The 17,523-nt window shown below is 42.0% G+C and carries 16 protein-coding genes; 12 read left to right on the top strand and 4 right to left on the bottom strand.

Going from position 1 to position 17,523, the window contains the following annotated elements; translation table 11 throughout:
* Positions 1 to 211: 211 nt before the first annotated feature.
* Complete coding sequence (locus tag HUZ36_RS00080; RefSeq protein WP_176031684.1) at positions 212 to 1,516, bottom strand: hemolysin family protein; 1,305 nt, start codon at positions 1,514 to 1,516, stop codon at positions 212 to 214.
* Between the two features lie 137 nt (positions 1,517 to 1,653).
* Positions 1,654 to 2,946: a peptide-methionine (S)-S-oxide reductase MsrA gene (msrA, locus tag HUZ36_RS00075; RefSeq protein ID WP_444428299.1), complete on the bottom strand. Its 1,293-nt coding sequence runs from the start codon at positions 2,944 to 2,946 to the stop codon at positions 1,654 to 1,656.
* A 223-nt stretch (positions 2,947 to 3,169) separates the two neighbouring features.
* On the opposite strand from msrA, the gene HUZ36_RS00070 reads away from it, so the two are divergent.
* The 8 genes from HUZ36_RS00070 to asnB all read left to right on the top strand — a co-directional run bounded on the left by HUZ36_RS00070 (position 3,170) and on the right by asnB (position 12,276).
* Positions 3,170 to 4,480, top strand: coding sequence for an MFS transporter (locus tag HUZ36_RS00070; protein ID WP_176031682.1), 1,311 nt, complete (start codon positions 3,170 to 3,172; stop codon positions 4,478 to 4,480).
* Between the two features lie 86 nt (positions 4,481 to 4,566).
* Positions 4,567 to 6,081 carry a leucyl aminopeptidase gene (locus tag HUZ36_RS00065; protein ID WP_176031681.1) on the top strand — a complete coding sequence of 505 codons (1,515 nt, stop codon included), beginning with the start codon at positions 4,567 to 4,569 and terminating at the stop codon, positions 6,079 to 6,081.
* Between the two features lie 338 nt (positions 6,082 to 6,419).
* Positions 6,420 to 7,070 carry a 5-oxoprolinase subunit PxpB gene (pxpB, locus tag HUZ36_RS00060; protein ID WP_176031680.1) on the top strand — a complete coding sequence of 217 codons (651 nt, stop codon included), beginning with the start codon at positions 6,420 to 6,422 and terminating at the stop codon, positions 7,068 to 7,070.
* Positions 7,064 to 7,990, top strand: coding sequence for a biotin-dependent carboxyltransferase family protein (locus HUZ36_RS00055; protein ID WP_176031679.1), 927 nt, complete (start codon positions 7,064 to 7,066; stop codon positions 7,988 to 7,990). Before pxpB ends, HUZ36_RS00055 begins: the two co-directional genes overlap by 7 nt.
* A 4-nt stretch (positions 7,991 to 7,994) precedes the next feature.
* Entirely contained in the window at positions 7,995 to 8,750 is a 756-nt protein-coding gene (locus tag HUZ36_RS00050; RefSeq protein WP_176031678.1) for a DUF969 domain-containing protein, read from the top strand.
* Positions 8,747 to 9,757 (top strand): DUF979 domain-containing protein, encoded by a 1,011-nt coding sequence (locus HUZ36_RS00045; protein WP_176031677.1) that lies wholly within the window; start codon positions 8,747 to 8,749, stop codon positions 9,755 to 9,757. The genes HUZ36_RS00050 and HUZ36_RS00045 overlap by 4 nt, the downstream gene beginning before the upstream one ends.
* A complete protein-coding gene (gene pcp, locus HUZ36_RS00040) occupies positions 9,757 to 10,419 on the top strand; it encodes a pyroglutamyl-peptidase I (protein ID WP_176031676.1) in 663 nt (220 codons plus the stop codon). Before HUZ36_RS00045 ends, pcp begins: the two co-directional genes overlap by 1 nt.
* A 186-nt stretch (positions 10,420 to 10,605) precedes the next feature.
* A complete protein-coding gene (asnB, locus tag HUZ36_RS00035) occupies positions 10,606 to 12,276 on the top strand; it encodes an asparagine synthase B (RefSeq protein WP_176031675.1) in 1,671 nt (556 codons plus the stop codon).
* Between the two features lie 83 nt (positions 12,277 to 12,359).
* On the opposite strand, the gene pssA is transcribed toward asnB, so the two are convergent.
* On the bottom strand, positions 12,360 to 13,685 hold the full coding sequence (pssA, locus tag HUZ36_RS00030) for a CDP-diacylglycerol--serine O-phosphatidyltransferase (protein WP_147389747.1): 1,326 nt from the start codon (positions 13,683 to 13,685) through the stop codon (positions 12,360 to 12,362).
* A 290-nt stretch (positions 13,686 to 13,975) separates the two neighbouring features.
* Between pssA and trxB the strand changes: the two genes are divergently transcribed.
* The 4 genes from trxB (at position 13,976) to infA (ending at position 17,179) form a co-directional block, all read left to right on the top strand.
* Complete coding sequence (gene trxB / locus HUZ36_RS00025; RefSeq protein WP_128730270.1) at positions 13,976 to 14,929, top strand: thioredoxin-disulfide reductase; 954 nt, start codon at positions 13,976 to 13,978, stop codon at positions 14,927 to 14,929.
* Between the two features lie 302 nt (positions 14,930 to 15,231).
* Entirely contained in the window at positions 15,232 to 15,948 is a 717-nt protein-coding gene (aat, locus tag HUZ36_RS00020; protein ID WP_125251469.1) for a leucyl/phenylalanyl-tRNA--protein transferase, read from the top strand.
* Positions 15,941 to 16,651 carry an arginyltransferase gene (locus HUZ36_RS00015; protein ID WP_125251470.1) on the top strand — a complete coding sequence of 237 codons (711 nt, stop codon included), beginning with the start codon at positions 15,941 to 15,943 and terminating at the stop codon, positions 16,649 to 16,651. Before aat ends, HUZ36_RS00015 begins: the two co-directional genes overlap by 8 nt.
* A gap of 309 nt (positions 16,652 to 16,960) precedes the next feature.
* Complete coding sequence (gene infA, locus HUZ36_RS00010) at positions 16,961 to 17,179, top strand: translation initiation factor IF-1 (protein ID WP_058029687.1); 219 nt, start codon at positions 16,961 to 16,963, stop codon at positions 17,177 to 17,179.
* A 125-nt stretch (positions 17,180 to 17,304) separates the two neighbouring features.
* Here the strand turns inward: infA and HUZ36_RS00005 are convergent.
* On the bottom strand, positions 17,305 to 17,523 hold a 219-nt coding region (locus tag HUZ36_RS00005), incomplete at its 5' end, for a hypothetical protein (protein ID WP_176031674.1).

Below are 17,523 nucleotides of genomic sequence, written 5' to 3'. Positions count from 1 at the left end.
CCCAGAACTTCGTAAACGCAGCCATTCTATTCCGAAAATAATCAAGGTCAAGAATATAATAATTAAAATTTCATTAATGAAAATGTTGCGACAAAAAATAATCCCGTTATTTTCAATAGATATCTAACTTAATATTAGGTCTTAGTAATAATGGACAACATTATTGGCTTTCAAGGTTTGCTTATCATCCATACTTAAAGATTAAGCGAGTTTACACTGTCGGCTCTTTTATCACTTCAATCTGCTTAATTGATAAACCTTGGAGCTCTGTTACTTTAAATTTAAATCCCTCGACCTGAAGTGACTCTCCTTCCACTGGAAAATGTTTTAGTCTATGGATCACAAATCCTGCTAACGTTTCTATCGCTTCTATTGGCTCGAACTCATATTCAATCACTGAAGTTTGAAAGTCTTTAATCGACATATCACCTTGTACCAACCAACGAGCGTTGTCTTTTTGTCTAAATTGCGCCTCTATCGCTTGATCATCCTTTAATGCAATCAGATTAAAAATACTCGAAAGTGTGACCATACCAACTACAGTAGAAAACTCATTAATCACAACAGCACAATTGCTTTCATGACTTTTCAGACCATCCAGTGCATCAGATAGACTCAATGTATCCAACAATATGACAGGCTTATGGAAGTCATGGTCGTGACCATCCAACAGTGGCCGATTAGCGAGTATATTACTTAATAATTGCTTCGCCTCAGGTGCAGCAACCACTTTATCTAACGAACCATCACAGAGTAAATACTGTTGGAAACTATGACGCTGGATAAGACTACTTAGATTCTCTTCTGACTCTTGAACATCCAGCCACACAATCGCATCACGATTGATCATCGCCTGGGTAATATTGGTTTGGTTAAGATCCAGCACATTCCCAATAATATTGTACTCATGTCCACACAGCTCACCTTGCTCTGCGCTCTGGTCAACCACAGCATAAATATCATCTCGTGTTACTTGTTCATCTCGTTCGTTGGGTAAATTAAATAATTTAATGATCCAGTCAGCAAAGACATTAAACAACCAAATAATCGGCTTAAACAGCCAAACACTTGCTAACATCAAGGATATAAAGCGCATCGCAATGTTTTCAGGAATGACCATCGCTATTCGCTTGGGTAGCAAGTCAGCAAAAAGTACAAATAACGATGTGATCAATAAGAAAGAGAGCACGGTGGAAATTTGCAGCAAAATCGACGCATACACTGCAACATCAGCAAAAATAAAACTGGCTACCCAATTGAGTAATTGCAGGATATAGGGAGTGAAAACAGACTCACCAATCATACCTGCAACAATTGCCAATGCGTTCAACACAACTTGCACTGCTGCAAAAAATTGATGCGCGTTTGCCTGTAAGTACAATACTTTCTTTGCCCTGACATCACCAAGATCAAATAAAGTTTGTAATTTCACTTTACGCGCCGCAGCTAATGAAATTTCACAGAGTGCGAAAACCGCACTCAAAGTGATGAGTAAAAGTACCCAAAAAAAGTCCACAAATATGCCTAAAATTAAAACTGTCATTCAGCGCGATGTATACGCTTATTTTGGCTCTTTGGCAATCTAATTTATACCAAGTGCAATACGCTCACTACTAGATGAAAATATATTAAGTATCTGCTTATCACTGAGTGCTATTCGCTGAACTTATCTCTCAATTTAAACTCCAGTACTTGGGCGTTGATACAATAACGGTCTTCTCCCTTTGGCCCTTCATTTTTAAAAACATGACCTAAATGGATCCCGCTACTTTTAGACCGAATTTCGGTTCTTACCATGGCGTGACTAAAGTCTTCATGATAGGTGACGCTTCCCTCTACTGGGTGAGTAAAAGAGAGCCAACCAGTACCTGAGTTAAATCTATCTCGAGTATCAAATAATGCTTTGCCACTGAGTTTATCCACAAAAACGCCATCTGGAGTATTTTTAAAAATATCGTATTGTTTACAGAACGGCCGTTCTGTTCCCTTTTGAAAGGCAATATTAAAAGCCTCAGAGCGCCCTAGTTTAAAAGCCCCTAGTACTTTATAGAAGTCACTCCTTTTCATATACCCCTGGAAACCATATGATTCTTTACCATTCTCCGTAAAAAGAATCGTTGGCGTTGCCCAGGTTGCGGTCTTGATGGTTAAACCTTGGAGTTGATCTGCAAAGCGAAAATGCAGCGGAATATCACCTTGATAATCATTAATGACCTCTTTTTTAAGCTTTTCACAGTATGGGCAGTAGCTCCTAGAGTCGATAATCACAATATGCTTTCCCGTTAAGAGCAAGCTGTTGTCAACCTCAGCTTTTTCAGCTTTTTCAAAGGTCACGCCAGTACTGTGATCTGGGCAATAGCCATTCGGGTTTTTAGCTAAATAGTTTTGATGGTACTCCTCAGCTGGGTAAAACTTTCTGAGTGGCTTAATAGAAGTTTGGATCTTGCCAAAACCCGCATTACTCAGGCGTTGCTGAAACTGCACTTTTAGTGCCTCAGCCGTATCACCCTGCTGCGTATCTGAATACAGTATAATCGAGCGATATTGAGTTCCCACATCATTTCCTTGTCGATTACTTTGGGTAGGGTCATGGCTCTCAAAATACGATTTCAACAAGGCTTCTGTCGTCAATAAATTTGCATTGTATGTAACTTTCACTACCTCAGCATAATTATTCTCATCAAATCGTCGACTTGCCTTGATGATTTCTTTATATGTTGGGGTAAAGCCTTTGCCATCAGCATAACCTGATTCAGCGTCAATCACACCGGTCATTTTCTCATAACGCTTTTCAGGCCCCCAAAAACAACCTGAGCCAAGGACTAACGTTTTTATATGGTTACTCGCGCCATCTACTTTAGGCTCTGGCATACCAGTGCCCGCGGTTGCAGTGATTGCACTGCCCGCCAAAATCAACCCCCCTGCTGCCATAGCAAGATACACCATTTTCATTTTTCACCTCTCACAATACATGCGCTATTAACTAACCTTGCAATAACGAGCACCTTTCTCGCTGTAAGTACACAAAGTAGATATAAACTAAATGCTATTTCTTACGTATTGGATCAGACCGACAGAAGTTAATGATTCTTTCATCTTCCCTCTGTCATGATTTGAGTATTACATTTATAGCAGCCGCTATAGCAGCGGCAATAACAAGGAAAACGGTGTGGATAAGTTCAGTGAAAGTATCTATCAAAAATTGACCAATGACGATGAAGCCCGAGCTTGTAAGGCCATCGACGACAAAGCGTGTAAAGAGGTGCCTGGCAACTATGTTCTAATCTTACTAAGTCAACTTTTTAGCAAATTAGCGGATGCACTACTCAACCCAAAAATAACCCTGCCATGGCTGATGCAATCCCTCGGAGCCCCCGCTTTTATGATTTCAGCGTTAGTGCCGATTAGAGAATCAGGTTCACTTATCCCTCAACTGTTCATTGGACAATGGGTAAGACAACATGCAAAACGCAAATTGCTATGGTCACTCGGTGCACTGATACAGTCGGGTTGTGTTATTTTAATGGCAGCCTTGGCATGGCAACAAACTGAAAACTTACTGTATCCGTGGCTTGTACTTGGGCTATTAATAGTTTTTAGTGTCGCAAGAAGCCTAAGTTCAGTATCTTCAAAAGATGTGTTAGGGAAAACGATCCCAAAACAAAAACGCGGGCAATTAAGTGGTCAAGCCGCATCCATTAGTGGACTTGTCACCGTCACTTTTGGCGTTGGCTTATTTTACGCTGCAACCGAGTTTGGCAACATTAACTTTGTCCTCACTTTGCTGCTTGCAGCCGTTTTTTGGATTATTAGCGCATTTATTTTTGCGCAAATTAATGAGTATGCAGGTGCGACAGACGGCGGTGAAAATGGCCTATACAAGATCAAACAAGAGCTTACACTACTGAAAACAGACCGTATGCTTAGAAATTTTATATTTGCGCGGGGGTTATTATTAAGCTCTGCACTTATACCTCCTTACTTCACTGTGTTGGCGCAACAAAATATCAGTAATGCAGTCTGGGTGTTAGCAATTTTGTTAGGTGTTTCAGGAGTTGCAAGCCTAACCAGTGGGGCCTTTTGGGGGCGTCTTGCAGACAAGTCGAGCAAACAAGTCATGATACTCGGTGCAATACTCACCATTGTCGTAACGCTAACAGTACTCATCGCCTCTGTACTCTACCCTAGCGTTTTAACACAAGTATGGTTTATTCCACTTTGCTACTTTGTAATTGCAATTGCTCACCAAGGCGTCAGAGTTGGCCGAAAAACATATGTTGTAGACATGGCCGACGGCAATAAACGGACTAGTTATGTTACGTTGAGCAATACGATGATCGGTATCATATTATTATTAACAAGCCTACTTGGGATTATCGCTTCAGTATTCTCAATTAATGCGTTACTTGGTTTATACATATTTATTACGCTCTTGGGTATTGGAATGACAAGCCGCTTACCAAATGTCACTGAACGGTAAAACCTGTTACTTCAACGACAAATAGTGTCTAATTTTATCTATTTAAGGTAAAAACGGCGCAGTTTTAGTTATCTGAGGATAAAAATATGTCATTGACTACGCGCTTTTCTGCTCTAGCGCTAGCAGTTGCCAGCCTAGCTTCAGCAAATGCTGCTGACTTTAAGTTTAACTCAACACTTTCAGACGCTGATGCTCTGGTTATTTTTCAAGCAGGCGAAAATCAAAGTAACTTAAAGTTTTTAGACAAAGATACTCGCAAGCAATTACAGCGTGCAATTGCTGCTGAAGATTTCAAAGGTGCTTATGGCAAAACGGTAGAGGTACTAGCTCCCGTAGACTCTGATTATAAACGCATCTTCATCGTTGGTTTGGGTGAATCAGAGCAACTTGATGCAAGTAAGTTGACCAAGCTTGGCGGTAACTTGCATGCTAAGTTTGAAGCTAAAAAGCTTGAAAATGTTGCAATCGCTTTTGATGAGGTGAACGGCAAACTCTCTAATGCTGAACTAGCCGCACAGTTTGCGCACGGTGCAAACTTACGTGACCATACTTTTGAAGTTTATAAAAAAGAACCAAAGACCTTCAACGTCAGCTATCACTTAGATGTTGCAGATAAAAAAGCTGCTCAATCGCATTATCAAAAGCTTGCACACATTCAACAAGGCGTATTTTTAGCGCGTGATTTGACGTCTGAAGTTGCCACTGAAATGACTCCTGTTGACTTTGCAAATGCGGCAAAAGAGCTTGAGCAATACGGTGTTGAAGTAAAAATTCTTGCACCTGAAGCGCTAAAAGAGCTGGGCATGGGCGCACTTGAAGGTGTCGGTCGAGGCAGTGAGCACGGTTCACGTTTGGTTGTTGCACATTATAAGGGAAACAACGAAACACCGATTGCCCTTGTGGGCAAAGGGATCACCTTCGACTCTGGTGGTTACAGCATCAAAACGGGTGCCTCTATAGCACGCATGAAGTCAGATATGGCGGGTGCTGCAGCGGTACTTGGCACCGTAAAAGCAATGGCACTTAGCAAAGCAGATGTTAACGTTGTAGCCGTAATGGGTATGGCTGCTAACATGGTTTCCCAGTATGCAATCGCACCTGGAGATGTACTTCGCACCGCTGAGGGGATCAGTGTAGAAGTCGTAAACACTGACGCTGAAGGCCGATTAGTGCTGTCTGATGCGATGTGGTACGCACGTAAATTTTATAGTCCAGAGATCATGGTTGATGTTGCAACACTAACAGGCTCAAAGATCCGTGCAGTAGGCAATGATTACTCTGCGATATTCTCTGAGGATGATGCGTTAATCACTCAATTCACTAATGCTGGTAAAGTAGTTAACGAGAACGTATGGCGCTTACCGCTTGGCTACAAAGAAAAACTAAAGTCTGACATTGCAGACTTCCAAAACGTGGGCTCTGGTGGCCCAGGTGCCACAACTGCTGCTACTTTCTTACAGCAATTTGCTGGTGATACTAGATGGGTTCACCTTGATATTGCTGGAAACGCATTATCAAGCTCAGCTAAAGATGAAACCCCAACCGGTGGTACTGGATATGGCGTTCGTCTTTTAAGCCAATGGTTACTCAATAATAAATAGCCTTACTTCTAGTTAAGCTAAAGTAAAGCCGCGAATATCGCGGCTTTATTATTTAACCTAATTTACTAATAATTAAAGCTTTTTAGAAAATTTGTATCTCTAACCACGTAGAGTTCACTGCCAATAGGCTAGCTATTGGCGAATAAGTTTGCCTTATATTAGTCTGGCTAAAGCGGCATTACGCCTTTTGCGCTTTGGTATCCTAGCTAATTCAGTCACTTCTCACCCCTAGTTCAGGTTATTCATCGAAAAGTACTCAGTAAACGTAATCGCTTCGTTTAAATTACAAGGTGTGTTATAAGAAACATAATTTTTACTAAAGTAATACTTTGTTTTCTATGACCAATGTCAGCTGTTATCTATTGGGAGAGCGCGCGATTGTAATTGATGTGGCTTGCCACATAGCGACGCAACCAAAGCTTAATCAAAAGCTTTTTGCATTAAAAAAATGGCTAGATAGTAGCGATGCCTTTATTGATGTCGTTCCCGCGATGTCTTCAATTACGGCATATCTAATCAACCCAGAAAAAATAAAGCAATGGCAACAAGTAATCGTAGAAAAATGGAATGACCTTGAGATGGATTCGTTCGAGTCCAAGCTGCACCATATCTCCGTGAATTATGGGGGTGAATTTGGTCAAGACTTTGGCGATGTAGCAAACCGATTAGCACTGACGCATGAACAACTTATTCGCCTCCACACCAGTGTCGATTATCAAGTGCAATTTATGGGGTTTTTACCCGGATTTGCTTATCTTTCAAGTCTGCCAGCTCAACTCCACCTTCCCAGAAAATCAACCCCTATAACTCATGTTCCCAAAGGTAGCATCGCAATTGCAGATAGTTACACTGCTGTATATCCTTGTGGCTCACCTGGCGGGTGGCATCTGTTGGGGCAGACAGACTCAACATTATTTGACGCAGAGTCAGAATCAGTGTGTTTGTTGCAGCCTGGTGATACAGTGCGTTTTGTGGAGAAGTCATGTTAGAAGTTATTAAACCAGGGCCACTGTCGAGTGTACAAGATCTTGGTAGGCGTGGAATGCGCCACCTCGGTGTTAGTCAAGCTGGCGTATTAGACCCTCTAGCACTACGTCTTGCTAACGCTTTACTAGCAAATCATGAAAATACAGCGGCCATTGAGATCACAATAGGGTTATGCGAATTTATATTTCACGCTCCGGCTAATTTTGTTATTGCTGGCGCAGATCTTAATGCTTGCTTGAATGATACAGATATATATCCATGTTGGCGCTACAGCGCCAAAGCTGGCGATAGACTAAGCTTTAAGCAAAGTAGAGATGGCGTACGTGCTTACCTGCTGGTTGAAGGTGGATTTCTTAATATTGACCAGCAGCTTAGCAGCTACTCCACCGATCTCATGGCAGGCTTTGGTGGGCTGCATGGTCGAGCATTAAAGGTGGGTGATAAACTGTATTATCAACAAGCGCAGGCAAAACCCGCTCTTGGTGCATTGCAACCGAGCTATGAAAAGCTCATTCATTTTACTCCTGGCCCCCATGCACAACTAGTCTCACCTCTCGTCTTTGATATATTGAACCAAACCATCTGGAAAGTGCATGCTAACAGTAATCGTATGGGTATCAGGCTCAGCAGTCACAAGGCACTAACACATAATCACAGCATTGCAACACAAGCCGTTCACCCAGGCGTCATTCAGCTTCCTCCAAGTGGTGAGCCTATAATTTTAATGAATGATTGCCAGACTACAGGTGGTTATCCAATTATTGGTGTGATCACAGAAGCAGATATGCGCCATCTCAGCCAACTGAGTGCCGGTGATTGTCTGCATCTAAAATCAACGTCTACAACTCATGCTGCCAAGCAGCGACATAGAGTAAAATCACACCTTAATCAGCTAAGGTTAGCACTCAATAAAAAAGAATAACAATATGAATGAGATTAACTTTCTTCCCCTTTCTGGTATTGCAGTCATTGTTCTTGGCTTTGCAATGCGTTTTAACCCTCTGTTGGTTGTCACTGCCGCTGGTTTAGTGACCGGATTTGCCGTTGGTATTGATTTTATCGCCTTAATAGCCACATTTGGTGAAAAGTTTATGAACTCTCGTCAACTAGCAAGCTTCCTACTTATTTTACCCGTCATTGCTATTCTTGAGCGCTATGGGCTTCAGCAACGCGCTAAAACTTGGGTAGCCAGTATCAAAGGTGCCACGACTTCGCGGATCTTAAGTATCTATTTTGTTGTACGTGAATGTGCAGCAGCACTTGGACTGATTAATTTAGCTGGTCAAGCACAAACCGTACGCCCTCTACTTGCGCCTATGGCAGTAGGTGCAGCAGCAAACCAGTATGGTGACTTACCACAAGCCGTTAAGGATATGATAGGTGCCCATGCTGCAGCCTGTGATAATATTGCCGTATTCTTCGGCGAGGATATTTTTATTGCCTTTGGCGCCGTATTGCTAATGGACGCGTTTTTAAAAGAAAATGGCATCGCCGGAATAGAGCCATTACATATTGGTCTTTGGGCAATTCCCACTGCGATTGCCGCGTTAGTGGTTCACTTATTTCGCCTTGCGCGATTTGAGGCAAAAATTCGTACCGAAATCGCCCGTTGCCAGCAGCAAACTAAGCAAGCCAGTGCTACTGACGATAGCACCACTATGTTTGAGGAGGGCTCGTTATGAAGTCTGTAGAGCAAGCGCCAGAGCCTCTAGCACTCCTATCTATTAACAATATTTATTTACTCATCGGTTTTATCGTCATGTTTTTGGTGATAAAAACCCTACAAGATAGCGCCCACCCAAAGCGTTTAAGCACTGCGCTGTTTTGGTTTCTTTTTGGCTCTGTTTTTATGTTTGGCGATGTTTCTATCACTTTAATTGGTGAACAGATCACCTATTTATGGGTTGGTGTGAGCGTGATTGTTATTGCCCTGTTAGCGGGAATGAATATGGTCTCAATAGGCACCCACGACGTACCTGATGAGCAGTTCAAGGCGCTAGATGCCAAACGCTTTGGCAACAAATTATTCATCCCAGCTGTAATTATTCCAATTGTTACTGTGATCTGCACCATTATTCTTGATGATCTTCACTTAGGTACGCTGTACTTTTTTGACCAAAGTCATGTGACACTTTCAGCGTTAACACTGGCTTGTACTGTAGCATTATTGATAAGTTGGAAAATTACTAAGGGCAGTCCTTTGCAAGCGCTGTCTGAATCTCGCCGTTTAGTCGACTCCATAGGCTGGGCTGCTATTCTGCCGCAAATGCTTGCTATGCTTGGCGGTGTCTTTATTGTTGCAAATACAGGCACGGCAATTCAAGATTTAGTTACACTGTTTATCTCCCCTGATAACCGGTTTATGCTGGTTGCCCTGTATTGCGTGGGTATGGCGTTATTCACTATGATAATGGGAAATGCGTTCGCGGCATTTCCTGTGATGACAGCAGGCGTTGCCTTACCTTTTTTAATTCAAGGCCACGGAGCAGCCCCTGCGCCTTTAGTTGCTATTGGCATGTACTCAGGGTATTGCGGTACACTCATGACCCCTATGGCTGCTAACTTTAATATCGTGCCAGCGGCACTGCTAGATTTAAAAGATAAATACCAAGTCATTAAAGTGCAAATACCCACTGCTATAACTTTATTGATAATTAATATTTTCCTGATGTATGGAGTGGTTTTTTAATGTCCAGTTACAGTAAGCCCTGTGTCCTCATCACCGGATTCACCCCTTTTGACGGTGAGTCAATCAATCCTTCATGGCAATTAGCACAGCAACTTGAGGGGGAAACCCTTGAAGGGCACATAATACACACAAAAGAACTCCCTTGTGAGTTCGATACCAGTATTGCCTCATTAACCAAAGCGATTGATAAGTATCATCCAAGTGTCGTGATTTGCTTGGGGCAAGCTGGTGGTCGCTGTGATATTTCTATCGAGCGCATCGCTATAAATATTAATGATGCAAGGATCGCTGATAACGCAGGTAATCAGCCCATAGACACCCCTGTTGTTGCACACGGTCCAGATGCTTATTTTACAACACTGCCTATTAAAAGCATGCTTAAGAGCGCAATACAGGCGGGCGTTCCTACAAGTATTTCTCACACTGCCGGAACATACGTGTGCAATCATGTTATGTATGGATTATTGCATTACTTAAGCACTCACGAATTGGCTTGTCGAGGAGGCTTTGTCCATATCCCTTATTTACCATCTCAAGCTGCGCACCACAGAGGTGCACCTAGTATGGAAATCGATACACTTGTTAAAGGGATAAAAATACTTATAACTAGCGCTATCACTCAGAAGCAAGATATAAAGCTTGTTGCAGGCACAACACACTAACACTTAATACCCCGAAATGGTGCAATGTTGCACCATTTTAAATCACAAAAAATTCACATTTTTCCTATTTCATTGTGTGACTTATCAATTTATTTTTGATAGAACAGAGAGAACCCAATGTGATTTTTCAGCATTGGTAATAATAATTTATTATTAAAATCAACACATCAATAGGAATGAGGAATTATGTGTTCAATTTTTGGCGTACTTGATATCAAGACCGACCCCTTAGCGCTGCGCGAACAAGCGATTGAGATGTCCAAGAAGCTCCGACACCGCGGTCCTGACTGGTCTGGTGTTTATTCAAGTGAAAAAGCAATATTGGTGCACGAGCGCTTAGCAATTGTTGGAGTATCTAGTGGCGCACAGCCACTATTTAACCCAGAAAAAACCAATATTTTAGCGGTCAATGGTGAAATTTATAACCATAAAGAACTCGCAGCATCACTCACTGTGCCATTTGAATTTCAAACAGAGTCCGATTGTGAAGTCATCTTGGCACTATACAAACAAAAGGGGCCTGAGTTTTTAGACGACCTAAATGGGATTTTTGCGTTTTGTCTTTACGATGAGACCGAAGATGCTTTTTTAATTGGTCGCGACCACATTGGTATTATTCCACTGTACACTGGAAGAGATCAGAGTGGAAACCTCTATGTTGCAAGCGAAATGAAGGCGCTCACACCAATTTGTACACAAATCGAAGAGTTTCCTCCCGGCCATTACTGGTACTCTAAAGAAGGGGGTGCTAGACCTTATTATCAACGCGACTGGCAAGATTTTAAAGCAGTTAAAAGCAACGATGCTAGCCCTGAAGCGGTTAAAAATGGATTAGAGGCAGCTGTTAAACGTCAGCTTATGTGTGATGTTCCATATGGTGTGCTGCTATCAGGTGGTCTTGACTCTTCTGTCATCTCAGCCATTACACAACAGTTTGCGGCAAAGCGTATTGAAGACGATGGCGCTTCTGATGCGTGGTGGCCAAAACTCCATTCTTTCTCTATTGGTTTAGCCGGCTCACCCGATCTGGCCGCGGCACAAAAGGTAGCCGATAAAATCGGCACGATACACCACCCTATTCACTTTACTGTACAACAAGGGATCGATGCCCTTAAAGAAGTGGTCTATCATCTTGAAACGTATGATGTGACCACAATTCGGGCTTCTACACCTATGTATCTAATGGCTCGCTATATCAAAGCTATGGGTATTAAAATGGTGCTGTCAGGCGAAGGTGCTGATGAGCTATTTGGTGGTTATTTATATTTCCATAAAGCGCCAAACGCTGAGGAGTTCCACAACGAACTCAACCGTAAAGTTTCTAAACTCCACATGTTTGACTGTTTACGTGCAAACAAATCAATGGCCGCTTGGGGCGTAGAAGCACGAGTGCCATTCTTAGATAAAGAGTTTATCGATATTGCAATGCGTACGAACCCTGACTATAAAATGTGTAAAGATGGACGGATCGAGAAGCATATTATTCGTGAAGCCTTCGACGGTTACTTGCCAAATGAGGTGCTTTGGCGTCAAAAAGAGCAATTCTCTGATGGTGTAGGATACAGTTGGATAGATTCGCTGAAAGACTATGTCGCTCAACAGGTAAGTGATTCTGATCTGGAAAACGCGCATTACCGTTACCCAATTAATACTCCTGACAGCAAAGAAGCTTACTATTATCGTACTATTTTTGAATCACATTTTCCTGGAGAGGCTGCGGCCAAATGCGTGCCACATGGCAAATCAGTTGCATGCTCAACCCCTGAAGCCCTCGCTTGGGATTCGTCATTTCAACATAATGCAGACCCTTCTGGTCGCGCAGCAAGCTCGCACAATGACGCGTACAAGCAACAGTAACAGAGTAATAAACTGGTAAATAAAAAGGGACAACCGTCCCTTTTTATTTATGCAAACTGTAATGTGATATAACTAAAAACTAATCAAATAAAACGCTTAATAATAAAGTCTACCTTCACCCGCTTCGCTTGCCCTAATAACTTTTTAACGGGCGCTGGGTAGTCTGCTATCGTTTCTAGATCCTCATGACCATTGAGACGTCGACAATGTTGCAGAACTGCTTGCTTTTCTAGCTCGATTTGAGGAAGAATTGCCTGCTCAGGGTCTTCAATTAAAATACCGTTTTCAATATCTAGCCCCCATGCTCGCGGGTTGAGGTTATGGCCACTCATTAAATGCGTATTGCCATCTCTGCTTACACCTTTTAGGTGGAATGAATTATTACCGTCTTGCCAAAGGTAAACATCAAGCAAGCCTGAATTGATATAACGACGCTGCGATTTTACGAACTTATACAAAATCGTCTCGTATAAATATGGCAATGCGGCAATACGGTTAAATGGCTGATCAGGGCTAATGTAAAAATCATTTGCGGTCTTGTCACCCACAACAATCGTTACCTTTTTACCTGTTTTTAACAAACGTCTTAATGAGCGCAGTAAAGGCGCAGGAAAGTTAAAATATGGCGTGTACAGCACCAACTCTTGCTCTGTGGTGTCAAATAACGCTTTGATTAAACGGTTTAGTTTATTTGTTCTTCGGCCAAAACCCAAAAAAGGCCTCACAGTTAACCCGCTCCAACTTGTTGCTTTAGAGACATCGTAACTGGCTTTTTTAAGCTGCTTCATCAATTGCTTTTGCTCAGTTCGAATATCAAGCAGTGTCGGTAGAGGTCTAATATCCAATCTTGGTACCGCATCCGAGGCAATCAGTACTTTATCCGTAAAATCACAAAAGCTATCAGCCAACTCAGGATGTTGAATTAAGAAGTAACGATCAAGTCGATATTTATCGTCTTGATGCAAGTAAACATTGTTCAAACTTGCACCGCTATACAAAACGGTATCATCTAAAACAAAGCCCTTAAGGTGCAACACACCAAATAGCTCTTTTGCTTTTACAGGCACACCATACACTTCAACTTGCGTGCCTAACTGCGCTTTCAAATCGCAATATAGTTTGGCATTGCCTTCTGACTTTTCAGCTCCGATTAGACCACGCTGGGCTCGATGAAAATCAACCAAAACTTTGACATCTAAAGCTGGATTTTGTTGTGCGGCCTGATGCAACGCATGTAGCACTTCCCGGCCCGCTTCATCATCCTGAAGATAGAGTGCTGTTATGTAGATGCGCGTCTTTGCCTGTGAAATTAATTTTAAGAGTGTCTGATGATATTGTTTAGCATCAGTTAGCACCTCACAATCTTGCGCACTTAGCCCAAAGCCTGGGGTATTTTGCCAAAATGCCATATGTACCTTTTCAATTAGACTATCAACTCGTGATAGCAAAACAAAATTCTCTAAAACATATCAAAAAAACCTCCAGAGGTCATGAAATAGAGAAGTTTTTTTGTTTGCTTTAGTTAAATCTGTCTACTCAATAGACGATTTAAAAACAACACAGTACAAATTTTTTGACAAGTTGCCAATTTCTTTCAAATCTGTTTGCTGTTTTTTATTTACTTCGCTATTGAATTACATAGAATCGAACAAACTTCTGCTTTATCGCAATTTTTAGAATATATAGTTAGGAAAATTACATGAGCGACGCAAAACACTGCAAACTGTTGATTTTAGGTTCAGGCCCTGCAGGCTATACAGCGGCAGTTTATGCTGCACGAGCTAATTTAAACCCAGTGCTAATTACTGGTATGCAGCAAGGTGGTCAGCTGACAACCACAACCGAAGTTGAAAACTGGCCTGGTGATGCACATGGCTTGACGGGTCCTGCGTTAATGGATCGTATGAAAGAGCATGCGGAGCGTTTCGAAACTGAGATCATTTTCGACCATATCAATAAGGTTGATGTCACAAAGCGTCCGTTCACGCTAACAGGAGACCAAGGTACGTATACCTGTGATGCGCTTATTATCGCGACTGGCGCATCAGCTAAGTACTTAGGACTTGAATCAGAAACCGCATTCCAAGGTCGTGGTGTATCAGCTTGTGCTACCTGCGACGGTTTCTTCTACAGAGGCCAAAAAGTGGCAGTGGTAGGTGGTGGTAACACTGCAGTTGAAGAGGCGCTTTACCTCTCAAATATCGCGGAAGAAGTACATGTTATTCACCGTCGCGACTCATTTCGCAGTGAGAAGATTCTTGCCGATCGCCTAATGGATAAAGCAGCGAACGGTAATGTTGTGCTTCACCTAAACCGTACACTAGATGAAGTATTAGGTGATGAAATGGGTGTAACAGGTATCCGCATTAAGGATACTGATTCTGATGCAACTGAGCAGCTTGACCTTGCAGGCGTGTTTATCGCTATCGGTCATAAACCAAACACAGATATGTTTGAAGGCCAGTTAGAAATGAAAGATGGCTACTTGGTGGTTCAGTCTGGTCTAAATGGTAATGCAACTCAAACTAGTGTTGAGGGAGTATTTGCTGCCGGTGACGTTTCTGACCACATCTATCGCCAAGCTATTACCTCTGCAGGCACAGGTTGTATGGCAGCGTTAGACGCAGAGCGCTTTCTTGATAGCCAAAAGTAGTCTTTTCTGTTCGTAAAAAAGTAGGGGTCTGTGTTCACGGCCCCCTGTTATCCTCATCTTAATTAACCTGAGGTTTGGATAAGGAATGAGCTGACTCATTGTTTTCAAGACCACATGAAGTTATCCCTTCTCTAGCCAGACAGTTTTGGGGATAACAAGGTTAATTTACGTACCAATAGCTGGCTATTGGATGTGAATTCAACGCAGTTAGCGCTAAAACTGGCTGCTAGAAAGGCATTAATTATCCGAAGCTCAGGTTAATTTGCTATATTGTCGTAAATAACAAATTCGTAGTTTGCTTGATGGTCCAACAGCTATTTCACCTGTCTAAAAATGACTTCAGATTTCCACCCAATCATTACGCTTTATTAGAACCTGACGGACTGTTAGCAGTTGGTGGGTGTCTACGCGTTGAGCGATTAAAACAAGCCTATGCGAATGGCGTATTTCCTTGGTTTAACGAGGGAGAACCTATTATGTGGTGGACGCCAAGTGAGCGTGGTATTCTCGAGCTTGACGAGTTTCATTGTGGTAAAACATTAAAAAAAGCCCAGCGAAAATTGAAGCCGACCGTTACAGTCAATACCGCCTTTAATCAAGTGATAGAAGCATGCCGTGATCAAAGAATGGCTGCTGAAGGTACTTGGATCACCAATGCCATGCTATCTGCGTATCAACAAGCCCACATTCAAGGGATCGCACACAGCGTTGAAGTCTGGCATGAGGAAAAGCTAGTCGGTGGTTTATACGGGATCATGCAGTCTGGTGTTTTTTGTGGTGAATCTATGTTTCATACCGTTCCCAACACATCAAAAATGGCGATGTGGGCACTGGTTAATTGGCTAAAGGCGCATAAGGCTTCATTTATTGATTGCCAATTAGAAAACCCTTATCTGACAAGTTTAGGGTTAAAAGTTATACCAAGGCCTGAGTTTTTGACTAGACTTAAATTGGCGGGACAATTTCAGGTCCCATCATCTATGTGGCAGCCTCAGGAGCTGAAAGCTATCTATGAATGAACACTTTCCCTCTAAAATTGGACTAAGCCAACAATTTAGTTGTAGTTATTTACCTGAACAGAAGGAACAGTTACTGGTTATTCTCGACCCAAATTGTTACAGCCCAGATAGGTTTGAACAGCTACTTGCGTTGGGATTTCGTCGCAGTGGCGATCAAATTTATCGACCTCACTGCCCTTCATGCTCCGCTTGTCAGTCTGTTAGAGTGTTAACTGCGAAGTTTACAGCCAGTAAGTCTCAACGCCGTAAACGTAAAAAGCTTAACCAAGACTATCAGATTGTTATAAGTCACCAAGAGCGCCCCGAATACTACCCACTATATGAAAAGTACATTACACTGAGGCATAGTGACGGCTCAATGTATCCTCCTAATCATTTACAATACGAGAGTTTTTTGTTTTGCAGGTGGATGAATATTGTTTTCGTTGAGCTATGGCATCACGATAAACTTATCGCTGTTGCAGTCACTGACTCAATGCCTAATTCGTTATCGGCCATTTACACGTTTTTCGACCCTGATTATGAATCACTAAGTATTGGATCGATTATGATTATGGCTCAAATTGAACAGGCGGCAAAACAGGGGAAGCCCTATCTGTATTTGGGTTACCAAATTGATGAGTGTAAAAAAATGCGTTATAAAACACAGTTTTTGCCTGCTCAAAAACTCGTGAAAGATATTTGGTTAGATATTGAACCTTAATACCTTACTATGTATTGCAATACATTTAAGCCTGCTGTTCAACGTATCATAGCCAAAAAACGTAAGCCAAAGCGTAAAGAGTCTAATATTCACTCGTTACTAGTCGAAATAGTTGTGGTAGAATCCACACCTTATCGCTACCACTCATCCATATTGTTGCTTTGTGTAGTAGCATCCAAGCAGAAAATTGAAGTGTACTGGCTTAAAACAAGAACAAATTAACAAAAAATTGTCTTGTAACTTTACTTATTCCCCGCTTTTGGGCAAAATCTGCATCGTTTAATTTAACCAAGAGGTGATACGCTACACATGGCGAAAGAAGACGTAATTGAAATGCAAGGCACTGTCCTTGATACGCTACCAAACACAATGTTCCGTGTTGAACTAGAAAATGGTCACGTGGTTGTTGCACATATTTCTGGAAAAATGCGCAAAAACTACATCCGTATTTTAACAGGTGACAAAGTTACTGTTGAAATGACGCCTTACGACCTAACAAAAGGACGTATTGTCTTCCGTGCTCGTTAATCTGCGTGTGTAGATTTGTACTAAGCTGAAGCCGTAAACTCGCTGATACCCAAGAAACTTCAAATCCTGTTGATGTTATTTAGGTATAGCCAAGTTCATTCATATCATTAGTACACACGAACGACTTACATTGAGCTTATCTGATGATGACATCGTAAATTAAGCTCGATGGTAACAAAAAGCCCAGTTTTTCTGGGTTTTTTGTCGTCTGAAGCGCCTACTTCCATTGTCACTTCCCCATCAAAAGCAGCATCATGGTCTTCCCCACTCGTTAATCTGCGTGTGTAGATTTGTACTAAGCTGAAGCCGTAAACTCGCTGATACCCAAGAAACTTCAAATTCTG

Origin of the sequence: Pseudoalteromonas sp. McH1-7 (genome assembly GCF_013366255.1) — a bacterium.
GTDB classification, from domain to species: domain Bacteria; phylum Pseudomonadota; class Gammaproteobacteria; order Enterobacterales; family Alteromonadaceae; genus Pseudoalteromonas; species Pseudoalteromonas peptidolytica.
This window is presented reverse-complemented; position numbering and strand designations above follow the sequence as displayed.